This window comes from Bacillus stercoris, assembly GCF_029772985.1.
GTDB lineage: Bacteria > Bacillota > Bacilli > Bacillales > Bacillaceae > Bacillus > Bacillus stercoris.
Genome location: NZ_CP121861.1, coordinates 3,850,245 through 3,867,651, shown reverse-complemented (window position 1 = coordinate 3,867,651; position 17,407 = coordinate 3,850,245). Strand labels below are relative to the sequence as shown.

General features: G+C 44.9%; 17 protein-coding genes and 1 riboswitch. Of the genes, 13 read left to right on the top strand and 4 right to left on the bottom strand.

Going from position 1 to position 17,407, the window contains the following annotated elements:
* Window positions 1–12: 12 nt before the first annotated feature.
* On the bottom strand, window positions 13–1,065 hold the full coding sequence (dctB, locus tag QA442_RS20060) for a C4-dicarboxylate TRAP transporter substrate-binding protein DctB (protein ID WP_095432096.1): 1,053 nt from the start codon (window positions 1,063–1,065) through the stop codon (window positions 13–15).
* Window positions 1,066–1,134: 69 nt separating this feature from the next.
* Here dctB and dctS point away from each other — a divergent pair, with 69 nt between their 5' ends.
* From dctS to QA442_RS20015, 9 genes are all read left to right on the top strand, one after another.
* Window positions 1,135–2,742: a two-component system sensor histidine kinase DctS gene (gene dctS, locus QA442_RS20055; protein WP_071581008.1), complete on the top strand. Its 1,608-nt coding sequence runs from the start codon at window positions 1,135–1,137 to the stop codon at window positions 2,740–2,742.
* The gene (gene dctR / locus QA442_RS20050) at window positions 2,732–3,406 is read left to right on the top strand and encodes a two-component system response regulator DctR (protein WP_279473386.1); all 675 of its coding nucleotides are present in this window, start codon (window positions 2,732–2,734) and stop codon (window positions 3,404–3,406) included. The genes dctS and dctR overlap by 11 nt, the downstream gene beginning before the upstream one ends.
* 119 nt (window positions 3,407–3,525) lie before the next feature.
* Window positions 3,526–4,791 carry a C4-dicarboxylate transporter DctP gene (dctP, locus tag QA442_RS20045; RefSeq protein ID WP_095432095.1) on the top strand — a complete coding sequence of 422 codons (1,266 nt, stop codon included), beginning with the start codon at window positions 3,526–3,528 and terminating at the stop codon, window positions 4,789–4,791.
* A 147-nt stretch (window positions 4,792–4,938) separates the two neighbouring features.
* Window positions 4,939–5,991 carry an AI-2E family transporter gene (locus QA442_RS20040; protein ID WP_014662839.1) on the top strand — a complete coding sequence of 351 codons (1,053 nt, stop codon included), beginning with the start codon at window positions 4,939–4,941 and terminating at the stop codon, window positions 5,989–5,991.
* A gap of 48 nt (window positions 5,992–6,039) precedes the next feature.
* Window positions 6,040–6,170: riboswitch (cyclic di-AMP (ydaO/yuaA leader) on the top strand.
* A gap of 72 nt (window positions 6,171–6,242) precedes the next feature.
* A complete protein-coding gene (locus tag QA442_RS20035) occupies window positions 6,243–7,481 on the top strand; it encodes a dicarboxylate/amino acid:cation symporter (protein ID WP_041521244.1) in 1,239 nt (412 codons plus the stop codon).
* 90 nt (window positions 7,482–7,571) lie between these two features.
* On the top strand, window positions 7,572–8,498 hold the full coding sequence (locus QA442_RS20030; RefSeq protein WP_095432094.1) for an ABC transporter ATP-binding protein: 927 nt from the start codon (window positions 7,572–7,574) through the stop codon (window positions 8,496–8,498).
* 19 nt (window positions 8,499–8,517) lie between these two features.
* On the top strand, window positions 8,518–9,258 hold the full coding sequence (locus QA442_RS20025) for a DUF2705 family protein (RefSeq protein ID WP_231560786.1): 741 nt from the start codon (window positions 8,518–8,520) through the stop codon (window positions 9,256–9,258).
* Between the two features lie 94 nt (window positions 9,259–9,352).
* Window positions 9,353–9,688, top strand: coding sequence for a hypothetical protein (locus tag QA442_RS20020; RefSeq protein ID WP_003225151.1), 336 nt, complete (start codon window positions 9,353–9,355; stop codon window positions 9,686–9,688).
* A 129-nt stretch (window positions 9,689–9,817) separates the two neighbouring features.
* The gene (locus QA442_RS20015; RefSeq protein WP_069148989.1) at window positions 9,818–10,963 is read left to right on the top strand and encodes an acyl-CoA dehydrogenase family protein; all 1,146 of its coding nucleotides are present in this window, start codon (window positions 9,818–9,820) and stop codon (window positions 10,961–10,963) included.
* A 24-nt stretch (window positions 10,964–10,987) separates the two neighbouring features.
* Here the strand turns inward: QA442_RS20015 and fbpB are convergent, their stop codons facing one another.
* Both fbpB and QA442_RS20005 read right to left on the bottom strand, forming a co-directional pair.
* Window positions 10,988–11,167, bottom strand: coding sequence for a Fur-regulated basic protein FbpB (gene fbpB / locus QA442_RS20010; protein ID WP_080478162.1), 180 nt, complete (start codon window positions 11,165–11,167; stop codon window positions 10,988–10,990).
* On the bottom strand, window positions 11,121–11,285 hold the full coding sequence (locus QA442_RS20005; RefSeq protein ID WP_003225157.1) for a Fur-regulated basic protein FbpA: 165 nt from the start codon (window positions 11,283–11,285) through the stop codon (window positions 11,121–11,123). Before QA442_RS20005 ends, fbpB begins: the two co-directional genes overlap by 47 nt.
* A gap of 246 nt (window positions 11,286–11,531) precedes the next feature.
* On the opposite strand from QA442_RS20005, the gene QA442_RS20000 reads away from it, so the two are divergent.
* Window positions 11,532–12,404: a cation diffusion facilitator family transporter gene (locus QA442_RS20000; protein WP_095432093.1), complete on the top strand. Its 873-nt coding sequence runs from the start codon at window positions 11,532–11,534 to the stop codon at window positions 12,402–12,404.
* A gap of 14 nt (window positions 12,405–12,418) precedes the next feature.
* Here the strand turns inward: QA442_RS20000 and QA442_RS19995 are convergent, their stop codons facing one another.
* Window positions 12,419–12,739 carry a thioredoxin family protein gene (locus tag QA442_RS19995; protein WP_003234326.1) on the bottom strand — a complete coding sequence of 107 codons (321 nt, stop codon included), beginning with the start codon at window positions 12,737–12,739 and terminating at the stop codon, window positions 12,419–12,421.
* Between the two features lie 153 nt (window positions 12,740–12,892).
* Here QA442_RS19995 and QA442_RS19990 point away from each other — a divergent pair, with 153 nt between their 5' ends.
* The 3 genes from QA442_RS19990 (at window position 12,893) to cshA (ending at window position 17,309) form a co-directional block, all read left to right on the top strand.
* Window positions 12,893–13,978: a D-alanine--D-alanine ligase gene (locus tag QA442_RS19990; protein ID WP_095432092.1), complete on the top strand. Its 1,086-nt coding sequence runs from the start codon at window positions 12,893–12,895 to the stop codon at window positions 13,976–13,978.
* A 71-nt stretch (window positions 13,979–14,049) separates the two neighbouring features.
* Window positions 14,050–15,423 (top strand): UDP-N-acetylmuramoyl-tripeptide--D-alanyl-D-alanine ligase, encoded by a 1,374-nt coding sequence (locus QA442_RS19985; RefSeq protein WP_095432101.1) that lies wholly within the window; start codon window positions 14,050–14,052, stop codon window positions 15,421–15,423.
* A gap of 401 nt (window positions 15,424–15,824) precedes the next feature.
* The gene (gene cshA / locus QA442_RS19980) at window positions 15,825–17,309 is read left to right on the top strand and encodes a degradosome RNA helicase CshA (protein WP_040084118.1); all 1,485 of its coding nucleotides are present in this window, start codon (window positions 15,825–15,827) and stop codon (window positions 17,307–17,309) included.
* Window positions 17,310–17,407 lie beyond the last annotated feature (98 nt).

The following is a 17,407-nucleotide window of genomic DNA, read 5'->3' as shown; positions in this document are numbered from 1 at the left end:
TCGAGATGGGAACTATGAATCTTTTCGCAGCTCCAACAGTTCCTTGATCAGCTTTCGGCCAAAGATTGGCTCGTACTGCCGGTAAACAGGATCAAGACGCTTCATCCATTCTTTTTTCTCTTTATCTGACAGCTCATAAATATGTATAGCAGAATTCTTTTTGATTTCCTCCAGCTGCTCCTTGTTCATTTGTTCGGCATACGTTTCATTCCACTCTGTCGTCTCCTTCATCGCTTCAGTCAAAATGCGTCTTGTTTCTGGTGTTTGCGTCTTCCAGAAGTGCTCATCAGTCATGACAGCGTAGCCGAGGTAACCGTGGCTGCTTATTGTCAAATAGTCCTGAACATTATAAAATTTTTTAGAATAGATGTTTGAGATTGTATTTTCTTCACCATCAACTACATTGTTTTCTAGCAGCTGAAAGGTAGAATTGAAGGATTCCTGATGGGGTATTGCGCCAAGCAGCTTGAACTGATCCTCTATCACATCGCTTTGCATAATGCGCAGGTCCTGCCCTTTTAAATCATCCGGTGTTTTGACCGGCCCTTGATTTGTCGTGATTTGTTTAAAGCCGTTTGTCCAATAGGCCAGTCCTTTTAATTGGTTTTTCTTTAGAGAATCAAACAGCTGTGTGCCGATGCTTCCGTTCAGCCCTTTTTTGGCGGCATTGTAATCTGTAAAAGCATACGGCAGATCCAGCACTCCCCATTCAGGCGAGAGCATGCCGAGCTTCGATGTGGAGGGGGCGATAAATTGAACATCGCCGTTTTGCAATGCTTCGATTTCTTCAATGTCCGAGTACAGGCTTCCATTCGGAAATACTTCAATTTTTATTTTCCCGCCTGATTTTTCGTTCACCAAATCAGCGAATTTATTGGCGGCCAGCCCTTTTGGCGTATTTTCAGCAACCACGTGGCTGAATTTAAAGACGATTTGATCCTGCAAGCCTTCCTGGTCGTCATCATAAACAATCTCTTTATTGCCGGTATGATCATGGAATCCGATAAATAAAGCGGTTGCAATTCCAGCGATCATCAGCGCGAGACATGCAAGCAAACTCTTCATGAAAAGCCCTCCCCTATGTTAAGGATAATGGGGGCAATGACATTCGTAAAGACCTGAAAGGAGAAGCTGATGAACAAAAAGAAGCTCTCAATCCGTTGGAAAATCACGATCTTATCCTATATACTCGTCATTTTCTCCTTTTTGATCGGCGGCATTGTGCTCATCGGCAACATTCAGCATACAGAGGAGCGGGAGCTGAAAAAGCGGCTGATGAATACGGCCCGGACGGTGTCAGAGATGACAGAAGTAAAAGAAGCTTTGGCGCAAAAAAAACGAACAGAAGCGGTTCGCCATGCGGTTGAAGAAATCAGGATGATTAATGAAGCAGACTATATTGTCGTCATGGATATGAATCACATCCGATATACGCATCCTGTCAGCACTAGCATCGGCAAGAAATCAGAGGGAGCAGACGAGGAGGCGGCGTTTGCGGAGCACATTTATTTCTCTGAAGCAAAGGGTGAGATCGGCACGGCGGTTCGCGCTTTTTATCCGGTTAAGGATCACGACCTCAACCAAATTGGCGTGGTGCTTGTCGGAAAAACACTGCCGGGGATTGCTGACATCCTGCTTCATTTAAAGCGTGATATCGCATTCATCGTTGTGCTGACACTCGGCTTCGGGCTTGCGGGTTCCTTTTTGCTTGCCCGTCATATCAAAAAACAAATGTTTCAGCTTGAGCCACATGAGATTGTCAGAATGTATGAAGAGCGGACGGCGACGTTTCACTCGATGAATGAAGGGGTGATCGCCATTGACAACCGTCTCATCATTACGATTTTCAATGAAAAAGCGAAACAGATCTTTGAAGTGCAGGGGGATCTGATCGGCAAGGTGATCTGGGAGGTTCTCAAGGATTCGCGCCTGCCCGAAATCGTGGAGCGAAACAAAGCGGTTTATAATGAAGAAATTCGTGTCAGCGGTAAGGTCATCATGAGCAGCAGAATACCGATCGTCATGAAGAAAAAAGTGATCGGCGCCGTCGCGATTTTTCAGGACAGAACGGAAGCAGCCAAGATGGCAGAGGAATTGACTGGTGTCAGAAACTTTGTGGAGGCGCTTCGTGTCCAAAATCACGAGCATATGAATAAGCTGCACACGATCGCCGGTCTCATCCAGCTGGGGAAGTCTGAAAAAGCCTTGCAGCTTGCATTCCAGGCATCAACTGAGCAGGAAAATGTGACTGAATTTTTGCACCGCTCGATTCAAAATGACGCTGCGGCCGGCCTTCTATTAAGTAAAATCAGAAGGGGAAGGGAGCTCGGCATTGCTGTTCATATAGATGAAAACAGCAGTCTTCAGCAATTTCCCGAGCATGTTGATCAGCATGATATCGTCGTGCTTTTGGGGAATCTGATTGAAAATGCCTTCGGTTCATTTGAAACCGTTCAATCTGATGACAAACGAATTGACATTAGTATCGAACAAACGGATGATATCCTTGCTATTTTAATAGAAGATAACGGCTGCGGGATTGAACAGGCACATATGCCGCACCTTTATGACAAAGGTTTTACAGTCAATAAAACAGGCGGCACAGGCTATGGCCTGTATTTAGTGAAACAAATCATAGACAAAGGATCGGGCACGATAGAAGTTGATTCACATGCGGGGCAGGGGACATCTTTTTCTATCGTTTTTCCAATGAAGGGGGAGGAAGCACAGCATGGCTCGTAAAGAATGGAAGGTTCTGCTCATTGAAGACGATCCGATGGTTCAAGAGGTCAATAAGGATTTTATTACAACTGTTAAAGGCTTTACTGTCTGTGCAACAGCAGGAAACGGAGAGGAAGGCATTAAGCTGATTAAAGAAGAACAGCCCGATCTCGTCATTCTCGATGTGTACATGCCGAAAAAAGACGGCATCAAGACCTTGCAGGAGATCAGAAAGCAAAAGCTTGAAGTGGATGTCATTGTCGTCTCCGCTGCAAAAGACAAGGAAACGATCTCTCTTATGCTGCAAAACGGGGCGGCTGACTATATCTTAAAGCCGTTTAAGCTTGAGCGAATGAGACAGGCGCTCGAAAAGTACAAGCAATATAAACAAAAAATCGAAGCGAATGATACGCTGTCCCAGGAACAGCTCGATGCGATCCTGAATATTCCGCAGCAGGCCGTACAGGATCTGCCGAAAGGGTTGAATCACTTCACGATGAATGAAGTCACTGCATTTTTGAAACAGCAAACCGCATCCCTTTCTGCGGAAGAGGTCGCCAAGGCGCTCGGCATCGCCAGAGTGACAGCCAGACGATATCTTGATTACTTAGAAAAAACCGGGATCATCAAATTGGACGTTCAATATGGCGGAGTCGGCCTCAACCGCTACGTGTTAAAAGGATAAACCTGAGACCAAAAAGACCAAAATGTCCGTTATGATCATAAACTTCCTCAGACTATATGAAAACGCTATCATTATAGTAAGAAAGACACAAAGGCGAATAGGACAGGGGGATGAAGGAGATGAAACTGTTTAAAAATTTAACAGTTCAGGTCATAACCGCGGTCATCATCGGGGTCATTGTCGGGCTGGTCTGGCCGGATGTCGGCAAAGAAATGAAACCGCTTGGCGATACATTTATCAACGCTGTTAAAATGGTGATCGCACCAATCATTTTCTTCACAATCGTTCTCGGGATTGCAAAAATGGGCGATATGAAGAAGGTTGGAAAAGTAGGGGGAAAAGCGTTTATCTATTTTGAGGTTGTCACCACCCTCGCACTCATTATCGGTTTATTTGTCGTCAACATCATGAAGCCGGGTGCGGGTCTTGATTACAGCAAGCTTGAAAAGGGAGATGTATCACAATACACGCAAAATGGCGGTCAGGGAATCGACTGGATTGAATTTGTGACACACATTGTTCCGTCCAACATGGTTGATGCCTTCGCAAAAGGGGACATTTTGCAGGTCTTATTCTTTTCTATTCTTTTCGGAGTCGGTCTTGCGGCATTAGGTGAAAAAGGGAAAAGCGTCATTGATTTCTTCGACAAGGTTTCTCACGTCTTTTTCAAAATTATCGGCTACATTATGCGAGCTGCGCCAATCGGGGCATTTGGGGCGATGGCGTATACGATCGGGCACTTCGGTCTCGATTCCATCAAACCGCTGGCAAGCTTAATGATGTCTGTTTATATTACGATGTTCCTGTTCGTATTTGTTGCTTTAAATATCATCTGCAAGCTTTACGGATTCAGCCTGTGGAATTACCTGCGCTTCATTAAAGATGAGCTTCTGATCGTGCTTGGCACAAGCTCTTCCGAATCGGTGCTTCCGCGTATGATGGATAAAATGGAGCGCTACGGCTGTTCCAAATCCGTTGTCGGGCTTGTGATTCCGACGGGCTATTCATTTAACCTCGACGGCACATCCATTTATTTATCAATGGCGACGGTCTTTTTGGCACAGGTGTTTGGAGTAGACCTCAGCATCGGCCAGCAAATTACGATTATCCTCGTGCTGATGCTGACATCGAAGGGAGCGGCAGGTGTGACGGGGAGCGGATTTATCGTCCTTGCCTCAACGCTGTCAGCGCTTCAGGTCATTCCGCTGGAGGGCCTTGCACTCCTGCTTGGTGTCGACCGTTTCATGAGTGAAGGAAGAGCCATTGTGAACCTGATCGGAAACGGAATCGCCACGATCATTGTTGCAAAAAGCGAAAATGAATTTGATGAAGCAAAAAGAGTAGAGGCTGTTGAAGGCATGAAAAAAATGAAAACAGCAGTTTGAAAAAAGAACGGCCCATTCATGGGCCGTTTTTTTAATTGTTTAAGAATTATTAAGGTAAGGACAGAGACCTCAGCATTTTTTTGTTATATAATTTACAAATGGATACTATATTGAATGAAGGACGTTTGTCCTAACAGGAGTGTATAAATGGCCGCTTTAGTTAAATTTTTTCAGCACCCGGGAGTAAGACGTTTCTCCATCTTTGTCGTGTTAACTGGTGTGTTATATCTATTTAAGAGCATGATCAACTTAATATTGCTTACCTTCATTTTCACGTTTTTAATGGATCGTTTGGAGCTTGTCGTGCGGCAGTTTGTAAGCCAGTTCTTCCGCGTAAGCCAGCGGGTTGTCATTACGTTTCTTTACATGCTGCTTGCTGTGCTGCTAACAGTCGGAGGTTTTGTATTTTATCCGGTCGTCGCCGCGCAGATCCAGCAGCTGGTTAAGCAGATTAAACATATTGCGTATCACCCTGACAGCATCCCTTTCTTTGATGAGATCACCAGTGTTTTCGGAGATATCAACATCAGTTCATATGTCAAAGAGGGCTTCAATGTAGTGTATACGTATCTGGCCGATATCAGCACATTCGGTTTGCAGGTCGTGATGGCGCTTATCCTCAGCATGTTTTTCTTATTTGAGAAAAAACGCCTTTCTGAATTCATGGCGAAATTTAAAACGAGCAAACTGAGGGTCTTTTATGAGGAAATTGCTTTTTTCGGAAGCAAATTTGCCAGAACGTTCGGCAAGGTGCTTGAGGCACAATTTATCATTGCGCTCGTCAATTGTATTCTGACGTTTATCGCGCTTTGGATTATGCACTTCCCGCAGCTGTTTGGGCTGTCTATTATGGTGTTCTTCCTTGGACTGATCCCTGTGGCAGGCGTCGTCATTTCCCTAATTCCGCTCAGCATTATCGCCTACAGCACTGGCGGCGGAATGTATGTGCTTTACATTGTGCTAGTCATATTCGCCATTCATGCGATCGAAACCTATTTCTTAAATCCAAAGCTGATGTCTGCGAAAACTGAGCTGCCAATCTTTTTCACCTTCACAGTACTCATTTTCTCTGAACATTTTTTCGGCATTTGGGGCTTAATTATCGGGATTCCGATCTTTGTATTTCTCCTTGATATTCTTGATGTCACCAACAAGGAGGATCGACCTAAAAGATCCAGAGAAAAAAGTAACAAAAAATAGTTTACAAAATTGGATCTTTTCTGTATAAATAAAATAGATCATATAATAGTAAGCCACACGCTTAATCCTATAACAAGGAGTGGGGGACCCGATCTTTTGGGGTTAATTTTTCATCTGAAAAACGGACATCTCTTCGTCCGAACCCGTCAGCTAACCTCATCAGCGTGAAGAGAGAGTCCTGTGGTTTGATTGTATAGCCAAAGCCCGCGGGAGTCTCTCGCGGGCTTTTTTCAAAAGAGGGAGGAATGCGGATGAAGCTGGCTACAAAGATTATCATTGCATTGGTGCTGGGTGCTGTAACGGGGATTATTCTTAACGTAACATCACCTGAATTATTTGAAAATTTAAATAAGTTTGTATTTGGTCCTCTAGGCACCATCTTTTTAAACCTCATTAAAATGCTTGTCGTTCCGATTGTCTTTTTCTCACTGACGCTGGGAGTAGCCGGGCTGGGCGATCCTAAGAAGCTTGGCAGAATCGGCGTGAAAGCCATTTCTTATTTTCTCATCACGACTGCAGTCGCGATTACGATTGCCATCATTTTAGCTCTTGTCATCAAACCGGGAGAGTTCGGAACGTATGATACTTCATCTGCCGAATTCACTGCTGAAAAAGCCCCAAGCATTGCAGACACTCTGTTAAACATTATTCCGACCAACCCTGTTCAAGCGATGACGGAAGGAAATATGCTGCAAATTATTGCTTTTGCCATTTTTGTCGGACTTGGGATTACAATGCTCGGAAAAAAAGCGGATATGCTTCTCAAAGTCGTTGAACAAGGAAATGAATTGATGATGTACTTGGTGAATCTTGTCATGAAGTTCGCTCCGTATGGTACATTCGGTCTGATTGCGACAGCTATCGGAAGCCAAGGATTCAGTGCAATGAAAGCGATGGGATTGTACATGGTTGTGGTAACCGTTGCATTGCTGATACATGCAGTCGTTACCTACGGATCTACAGTAGCGCTTCTAGCTAGAAGAAATCCGATCACGTTCTTTAAAGATTTCTCAGAGGTTATGGTTGTGGCGTTCAGTACCTCCAGCAGCAATGCGACACTCCCGGTATCTATGGATGTGGCCCAGAAAAAATTAAAAGTGCCTGAGCCAATCAGCAGCTTCGTCCAGCCGCTCGGTGCGACAATTAATATGGACGGAACAGCCATCATGCAAGGGGTAGCCACCGTCTTCATCGCGCAGGTGTTCGGGCATGATCTGACATTCACGCAGCTGCTGATGGTAATACTGACGGCTGTGCTGGCAAGTGTCGGAACCGCTGGTGTTCCGGGAGTCGGTTTGATTATGCTAGCCATGGTGCTTCAATCTGTCGGCCTGCCTGTCGAGGGAATCGGATTGATTCTTGGAATTGACCGCTTGCTTGATATGCTCCGTACAGTGGTGAACACAACAGGTGACGCGGCCTGCGCTGTCATCATTACAGAAACCGAAAAGAATAAGCAGACTGAGCAAGCGCCGACTCTATCGGTTTAACCAAACATTTGGAAGCAACAAATGCTATAATACAAACAGTGCCTAATTTTGGGCACTGTTTATTTTTGGTTGAAAAAGGAGGAAGGCTTTATGGCTGAGCCGATTTTACATATTGAAGGCCTCGATAAAAAGATTGGGTCTAAAGCGATTTTAAAACAGATCAGCATGGACGTCATGGAGGGTGAAATCATCGGTCTGCTCGGTCCGAATGGTTCCGGAAAAACAACACTTATCCGTATCATCGTCGGGCTGCTAAAACAAAACAGCGGAAGCGTGACAATCAGCGGATTCCAGCATGATACAGAGTTTGAAAAAGCGATGGAAGCGGTTGGAGCGATCGTTGAGAACCCTGAGTTCTATCCGTACCTGACAGGCTGGGAAAACCTCAAGCACTTTGCGAATATGCACAAAAAAATAGCGGATGAACGGCTTGATGAAGTGGTGGAGCGTGTCGGGCTGACGTCAGCGATTCATGATAAGGTGAAAACCTATTCCCTTGGAATGCGGCAGCGTCTGGGAATAGCCCAGGCAATTCTTCACCGGCCGAAGCTTCTCATTCTAGATGAACCGACAAACGGCCTCGATCCTGCGGGGATGAAGGATTTTCGCGATCATATTAAGGAGCTCGCAGAAGTGGAAGGAACAGCAGTCCTGTTCGCCACTCATTTATTGCGCGAGGTTGAAGATCTGTGCGACCGTGTCATCATCATTCAAAAGGGTGAGATCAAAGCGGAAGTCAGCTTACAAGGAACTGGTCAAACCACAGAAAAAGCGATTATAGAAGTGCAGCCGCAAGAAAAAGCGCTCAATTGGCTGACAGGCAATCAATATCAAACTGAGCGCCAAGCTGGGACGATTGTAGTTGAGGTGGCAAAAGAAAACATTCCGGAGCTGAACCGATCACTTGTCGGACAAGGTCTGAATGTATTTTCCATTACGCCTTACACGCAATCACTGGAAGACGAATTTATAAAAGCGACGACTGCTCATCAAGAGGAGGGAGAAGAGCTTGTCTAAATTAATTTGGAATGAACATATGAAACTTTTTAATCGGAAGGTCACTTTGGTTTCTCTGATCCTGATGGCTGTCTTCCAATTCTTCATGGCATTGATCATTAAACGGATTGTCGTCAGTGCCGGGACAGATGAAAACTTCATCGGTTATTTATCGTATACACCGAGCCTGAACATTTTGCTGCAGGCCTTAACGATCGTGATTGCTGCGACAATTATTTCGATGGAATTTGATAAAAAGACGATCAAATTTTTGCTCATTCGTCCGGTTAAACGCCAAAAGGTTTTTTGGTCAAAATTAATCACAGTCGTAATGGTCAGCTTTTATTTGTATGTGGCATACTACATTTTGGCTTTATTATTCGGTCTCGTGTTTTTTGGCACATCCGTGACCTCTGAATCACAGACATTGCTGATCAACACCTTGGCGCTGATCGGATCAAACTGGCTTGAAGCCGTGATGATGGGATTATTCGGCCTGCTTTGTTCTTCGCTGTTCCGAAATAGCGCGGTAGCAGTTGTTGTTTCCTTTGTCGTTTTATACGGAGCGAGTACACTTGTTCAGCTCATGAAGTTGTTTGAAAACAAGTGGGGAAGCTTTTTGCTTTTTGCGAACACTGACTTTACACAATACAGAAGCGGAGAGACAGCGTTGTTTTCAGGCATGACGCCATTGTTTTCAATTGGGATTCTCATCATACACGCGATATTCTTCATCGTCGTTGGCTGGTGGTGCTTCTGTAAACGGGATGTTCGGGTCTAAAGGCAAGGAATGACATTTTTGTGAAAAAGCTCACGTAAATCAATATCATTTGATATTTTGGTTTATACTAAAGGTACTGACGGAGGTGTCTCGATTGAGGAACTTTATTACCGCTTTACCGATCGTATTGCTGCTTGGATTCTCATTTGTGTCATTCATGTTTCAGTTTGAACATCTTGTTTATTTCAGACTCGCGCTAGGGTTGTTTTCTCTCGTGGGGCTGTACATGATATATAAAATGAAGACGGGCATTCGCTATTTTATCATCTATCTGTATGCCAGCTGGATTGTGTTGGCTGCAGTGACCGCTTTTGAAGAGCCGATTTTCTCAAGCTTTTTCTTTGGCGGCCTGGTGATGACAATGGGTTACCTGACATATATGCTGATTTATCTCGGCATGAAACAAGACCGGGATGCAAATCCTGTGTAATCGCGCTGTTCCCTAGGGGAACGGCGTGTTTTTCTATACTGGACAAAAAGATTAACAGTTGCGGAAAAATGGCAGGAAATCTATAATACATATTAAATTTATCGGAATTAAAACTTGGGGGGCTGCCGGATGTCATTATTTATACAAAACGATCAACAGCGGCAATGGATGGAGAAAATCGGACGGATTGCGGATGAATTTCAGCAAACTGCTGCTGAAGATGACGAACAGGGACGTTTTCCTGTGGAGAAAATACAAAAACTGCGTGATGCTGGCTATACGGCATTAACATTGCCAGCTTCTCATGGCGGAGGGGGCATTTCTGTTTACGAAATGCTCTTGTTTCAAGAACGGCTTGCACGGGGAGATGCTCCTGCGGCTCTTAGCATCGGCTGGCATTTGAGCGTAATCGGGGAGCTTGGAGAAGGAAACAGCTGGGATGAAGACGTATTTGCATTTGTTGCCAAGGAAGTCCAAAACGGAGCCGTCATTAACAGGGCGGCGACTGAAGCGAAAACCGGAAGCCCGACGAGAGGAGGGCGTCCGGGTACAAATGCCGTCAAAAAGGATGGCAAATGGGCAGTGAACGGAAGAAAAACCTTTACGACGATGTCACAAGCACTGGATTATTTTTTAGTAACCGCATGGATTGAAGACAAACAAACAACAGGCGTGTTTCTCATTCATAAAGATGATCCCGGTTTGTCGATTGAAGAAACGTGGGATATGATGGCGATGCGGGCGACAGGGAGCCATGATCTTGTACTGAACGAAGTCATGCTTGAAGAGAATAAGCTGGTTGAATTGCTTCAAGGGCCTCGTGGAGCTAAGCCGAATGGCTGGCTGCTTCACATTCCGGCGATTTATCTTGGTGTGGCACAAGCTGCGCGTGACTATGCAGTGCAATTTGCCTCTGAGTATTCTCCAAACAGTTTGAAGGGACCGATCAAGAATGTCCCGGCCGTACAGCAAAGGACAGGTGAAATGGAGCTTGAACTGCTTAATGCCAGACACTTTCTTTTCCATATCGCTCAATTATATGACGATCCGGAACGGCGTCCACATTTGACAAGCGAGCTCGGTGCAGCGAAACATATCGTCACAAACGCTGCGTTGTCTGTTGTTGATAAAGCGATGAGAATTGTCGGAGCCAAAAGCCTTGAACGAACCAACCCGCTTCAGCGCTATTACCGTGATGTACGCGCCGGTCTCCATAACCCGCCGATGGATGACGCCGTGATACACACCCTGGCAGCAGAAGCGTTTGAGTCATAAAAAAAAGAGCCTTTCCGGCTCTTTTTATGTATTGTTTTGCTCTTGCAGATTTTTTTGATGCTTGCGGTCGATCCTGTCATAAATAACATTCATCAGCTTTGGATTGCCCATAATCGCCTCTTTGTTTTCCTGGATCAGCTGTTGGTAAGTTTTTATTTTACGCTTCGGCATGCTCCGGCGCCCTCCTGACATGTTTGTATTCACTTTCTAACTCCGTCAGCGACAATTCATACAGATGACGCTTTGACTTTTTGTATATACCATTCTGTATTAACAGATGAATGAGCTGTTTTTTTCTGATTTCTGCAGACTGAGGTGTCATTGTGTCACCAACCTCCAATCAAACGATATTGATAATCATTATCAATTAACTTCAGTATACAATGCCCGCAATAGCCTGTAAAGATGAAAACAGTCCTATTCTTTGCCAATTTACAAACATTCAACAAATCGACAAAAAGTTTCCCGGGCAATATTTGCTGTCGAAATGTCCCGCTTCATTGAACGCAGTTCTGCTATTTTTCATGTTTTGAACCATACTATGTAATAGAATGGAGGCTGGTATACAATGGAGCGGACAGAAAATCTGAAAAAGGGAGAAAAAGGGGCGCTCCTCAATATTTTTGCATATGTCATCCTTGCTGTTGTGAAGCTAGTCATTGGGATTCTATATCATTCTGAAGCGCTGAGAGCAGACGGGTTAAATAATGGAACAGATATTGTTGCGTCCTTAGCGGTGTTCATAGGATTGCGGATTTCCCAAAGGCCGGCTGACAGCGATCATCCATACGGCCATTATCGGGCTGAAACAATTTCGTCTCTTATTGCGTCTTTTATTATGATGGCAGTCGGCATTGAAGTGTTAATCGGCGGAGGAAAAGCGATTGCGGGTGGCACAACGGAAACGCCAAATCTTATCGCGGCATGGACGGCGTTAGGCAGTGCTGTGTTTATGTATGGCATCTATGTATATAACAAAAGGCTGGCAGCGTCCATTAAAAGCTCTGCCCTGATGGCAGCGGCAAAGGACAGCAGGTCAGACGCTTTTGTAAGTGCCGGCGCGTTTGTCGGTGTTTTTTCGTCCCAGCTGCAGCTGCCGTGGATTGATCCGGTAACGGCTTTTATCATCGGCATCATCATTTGCAAAACGGCGTGGGATATCTTTAAAGACGCTTCACATTCTTTAACAGACGGCTTCCATTTAAAAGATCTTGAGCCTTACAGACAAACCGTCGCGAGGATCGGAAATGTGCATCGCTTAAAGGATGTGAAAGCGAGGTATTTAGGCAGCACAGTTCATATCGAAATGGTCATTACGGTTGATCCGAAGCTTACAGTAGAAGAAGGTCATGGAGTGGCTGATGAAGTAGAAGACAAAATAAAACATGAACACGATGTCACTCATGTTCATGTTCATGTAGAGCCCGACGACATAAAATAAGGCTGTTTAACGAATTAGCTTATATGTTCAGATAAAAATTCAGTCACTTCTTCAGGCGTTTTGGCATTGGCGCTGTGAAGATGAGCTGTTTTTTCACCGTTTTTGAAGATAAGCAGGCTGGGAATGCCCATCACTTGGTATTTTTCAGCCAAGTCAGGAAGCTCGTCCTTATTCAGCTCATACCAGTCGTTTTGATTATATTCTTCCAAAATATCGCCGATGAACATATTCATGCGTGTGCAGTCTGGGCACCAATCAGCATAAAACTTTACAATGATTTCTTTATCAGATTGAATCAGTTCATTAAATTGTTCGTTCGTTGTGATTTTTTTCATATGTCACATCTCCTTTTCAATGCCATTTTAATATAAAATAAAAAGGAATTACATACAAATGCATTCAACATCAGCATGCCCAAAAATAATTAGATCATTTTCTTGTGAAAGTGATAAGATAGTAAAGATGAATTGTAGTGGGGGGAGTATCCATTGAAAACAAGTCTAGGATTAGTGTACGGAGGAAAGTCGGCAGAACATAATGTTTCCCTGCAGACAGCTCTGGCTGTAATCAAAGCGCTAAATACTGAGAAGTTTGATATACATCCGATTTATATAACAGAAAAAGGCGAATGGGTAAGAGGCGCCCGTTTAACTGAGCCTGTTTCAAATGTGAAAATGCTTCAATTTGAGCAAGGAGGCAGTGCTTTTTCTCCAGCTGCCCTGAACCAGGAGATGTTTCCGCAGGAAGCGTCACAGCAAAATGAAGCAATCGACGTCGTATTCCCGCTCCTCCACGGACCGAACGGAGAAGACGGTACGATCCAAGGAATGCTCGAGCTTTTGAACATTCCTTATGTCGGCAACGGAGTGCTTGCTTCCTCAGCTGGCATGGATAAAGTCGTTATGAAACATTTATTCGCGCAGGCCGGCCTTGCTCAAGCTAAATACGCAGCTTTCCGTAAGAAGGATTGGACTCGTTCTCCGAAAGAATGCTGTGAGCAGGTTGAACAGGAACTAGGCTACCCTTGCTTCGTAAAACCGGCAAACCTTGGTTCAAGTGTCGGAATCAGCAAATGCCGAAACCGTGAAGAACTGCAAAAAGCGTTTGAGCTTGCTTTCCAATATGACCGCAAAGTCGTCGTCGAAGAAGGCATCAACGGCCGCGAGATCGAAATCGGCGTTCTTGGAAATGACGATCCTAAATGCTCTGTTGTGGGAGAAATCGCACCGAAGACGGATTTCTACGATTACAAAGCGAAATATGAGGATGGAGATACTGATCTGATGATTCCGGCGATTGTCACCGAAGAGGAATACGCAACAATCAGTGATATGGCGATCAAAGCGTTTAAAGCGATCGATGGTTCAGGACTCGTCAGAGCGGACTTTTTCCTGACAGCTGACGGCGAAGTTCTGATCAATGAAGTCAACACAATGCCTGGCTTTACACCTTTCAGCATGTTCCCGCTGCTCTGGAAAGAAGCCGGAGTGGAATACGCTGACCTGATTGAACAGCTTGTGGAGCTTGCAAAAGAACGCCACGCTGAAAAACAATTGATCAAGCATACATTCTAATGAAGAAGGACACTGCCGGTAAAAGGGCAGTGTTTTTTCCCGTATATACAAAAGAAAGAGAGGGACCTCACTTGATTAAGCGAACAGTAAAAAACATTGCTGAAATGGTCAATGGCACATTGACAAATCCGAAATATGAACAAACAGTCATTCATGGAGTGGCAACCGATACAAGAAAACTGGAACAACATCAGCTTTTCATTCCGCTGAAAGGGGAACGTTTTGACGGCCACGCTTTTGTGGAGCAGGCTTTTGAAGCCGGTGTAGCGGCCGTTCTTTGGGATCGGTCAGAGCCAAATCCGCCTGAGAATCACGCCGTCATTTTAGTGGATGATACCCTTACCGCACTTCAGCAGCTTGCAAAAGCCTATTTGCAGGAGCTTGGCACGCGTGTCATCGGAGTAACCGGAAGCAACGGCAAAACGACAACGAAAGATATGATTCACGCCGTCCTGGGAACCCGGTACCGTGTCCACAAAACAGGAGGAAACTTCAATAATCACATCGGTCTGCCGCTGACGGTTTTAGCGATGCCTGAAAATACGGAGATCGCCGTATTGGAGATGGGAATGAGCGCCAAAGGAGAAATTGACCTTTTGAGCCGGCTGGCAAACCCGGATGCGGCAGTGATTACGAATATCGGCGAATCGCATATGCAAGACCTTGGCTCTAGAGAGGGTATCGCGGAGGCGAAGCTTGAAATCATTAACGGGCTTAAAGAAGACGGAGTGCTGATTTATATCGGGGACGAACCGCTCCTTCAAAATGCATACAGCTGCCGGACGAAAACGTACGGAACGGGAGCACATAATGATTATCAGCTTCAGGATGTCAGCCAGAGTGAGGAAGGCACCCATTTTACAATCAAAGGGATGGAAACATCGTTTTTTATTCCGATACTCGGCAAGCACAATGTGATGAACGCCATGGCTGCAATTGCTGCTGGGGCTTATTTTGGCATCACGCCTGAGGATGCGGCGACAGGACTGAGCGGCCTAAGGGTAACCGGCATGAGACTTGAACTCATCAAAACAGACAGCGGCCTTTCGATAATCAATGACGCTTATAATGCGAGTCCGACCTCCATGAAAGCTGCGATTCAATTGACAGAAAGTCTTGAAGGCTATAGCAAAAAAATGCTCGTGCTCGGCGATATGCTTGAACTCGGCGATCTTGAAGAAACGTTCCATCAAGAGTGCGGCGCTGTAATCAGCCCTGAAAAAATTGACCGCGTTTTTACGTACGGAAAACTGGGAGCTTTTATCGCGGAAGGCGCACTGAAACACTTTGAGAAAGACCGTGTCAGCCACTACACTGAGAAAAAAGATCTCCTTCAAGCTTTGAAGGAAAACGCATCAAAAGGCGATTTGATTTTATTCAAAGCGTCCAGAGGTATGAAGCTTGAAGAAATCGTTAAAGATTTAATAGAGAGCCCGCTTTCTTAAGAAAATAATTTGCGGAAAAAATCATATTACATCATAAAATCATACGATGTGCAAACACTAATGTATGCCGGCCGGAAATTATGTATATCTGGCCGGCTGCGGCTATGATACAATATATATAGGTTATTTCGCGATACGAACATATTCGTCCGGCCTTTTCATCCGCTGACTCAAAGTTCTCCGCCGGACAAATGGGAGCGGATGGAGCAGCAGCCGGCATATTCGAGAAGCCGATCTGCTTCTCATCTTATTGAAAAACAAGTAGTGTAATGGTAAGATAAAACTTAAAGTAATTCGGGCTTTGTATACGGATGGATCCTGTCCCTTTTGTCTAAAGGGCAGTTTTATAAGTGGTAAATCACGACATTACTGAAACAGCAATTAGAAGGAGTTTGAATAATTTGACTATAACGTTTCAAGATTTTAATTTAAGTTCTGATCTCATGAAAGCAATTAATCGTATGGGATTTGAAGAAGCAACACCGATTCAGGCACAAACAATACCGCTCGGACTTTCAAATAAAGACGTCATTGGACAAGCGCAAACAGGTACAGGTAAAACAGCTGCGTTTGGTATACCCCTTGTTGAAAAAATTAACCCCGAGTCTCCTAATATTCAAGCAATCGTAATCGCGCCAACCCGTGAATTAGCCATTCAAGTATCTGAAGAATTATATAAAATCGGACAAGATAAACGTGCGAAGGTTCTTCCTATTTACGGCGGACAGGATATTGGACGACAAATCCGGGCGTTAAAGAAGAATCCGAATATTATTGTCGGAACACCTGGCCGTCTTCTTGACCACATCAACCGCCGCACAATTCGTTTAAACAATGTAAATACTGTTGTAATGGATGAAGCGGATGAAATGCTGAACATGGGATTCATTGACGACATTGAATCTATCCTATCAAACGTGCCGAGCGAGCATCAGACACTTCTGTTCTCTGCTACGATGCCTGCACCGATCAAACGCATTGCAGAGCGCTTTATGACTGAGCCGGAACACGTAAAAGTGAAAGCGAAAGAAATGACGGTTTCTAACATTCAGCAGTTCTATTTGGAAGTGCAAGAACGCAAAAAATTCGATACACTGACTCGACTTCTTGACATTCAGTCTCCTGAGCTTGCGATCGTATTCGGACGTACAAAACGCCGTGTCGATGAGCTGGCTGAAGCTCTGAACCTTCGCGGATATGCAGCTGAAGGAATTCACGGTGACTTAACGCAGGCGAAACGTATGGTTGCGCTTCGTAAATTCAAAGAAGGCGCAATCGAAGTTCTTGTCGCAACTGATGTTGCCGCTCGCGGACTTGATATTTCAGGCGTAACACACGTGTACAACTTTGATGTGCCGCAAGATCCTGAAAGCTACGTTCACCGTATCGGAAGAACGGGCCGTGCAGGAAAAACAGGTATGGCAATGACGTTTATTACACCGCGTGAGAAAAGCATGCTTCGCGCAATTGAACAAACAACAAAACGCAAAATGGACCGCATGAAGGAGCCTACACTTGATGAAGCGTTAGAAGGCCAGCAGCAGGTTACAGTTGAACGTCTTCGTACGGCAATCAGCGAAAACAACCTGAACTTCTACATGACAGCGGCAGCTGAGCTGCTTGAAGATCATGATGCAGTGACTGTGGTTGCAGCGGCTATCAAAATGTCTACAAAAGAGCCGGACAATACACCGGTTCGCTTAACAGACGAAGCGCCGATGGTCAGCAAACGCTACAAAAACCAGCGCTCTTCTAAACGCAGAGACGGCCAAGGCGGCGGCTACCGCGGCGGAAAAGGGAAAAGCAACAACCGTTCTTCCTACGACAAAAAGCGTTCAAACGATCGCCGTTCGTCAGGTGACAGACGCCAGAAAAAATCATACTAATTTGATCGATTTAGAGCCCAAAACATCATGTTTTGGGCTTTTTTATATTTACGATTTGTGATTCAGCAAACTTTCAGCTGACGGAAGCCATTTTTCTA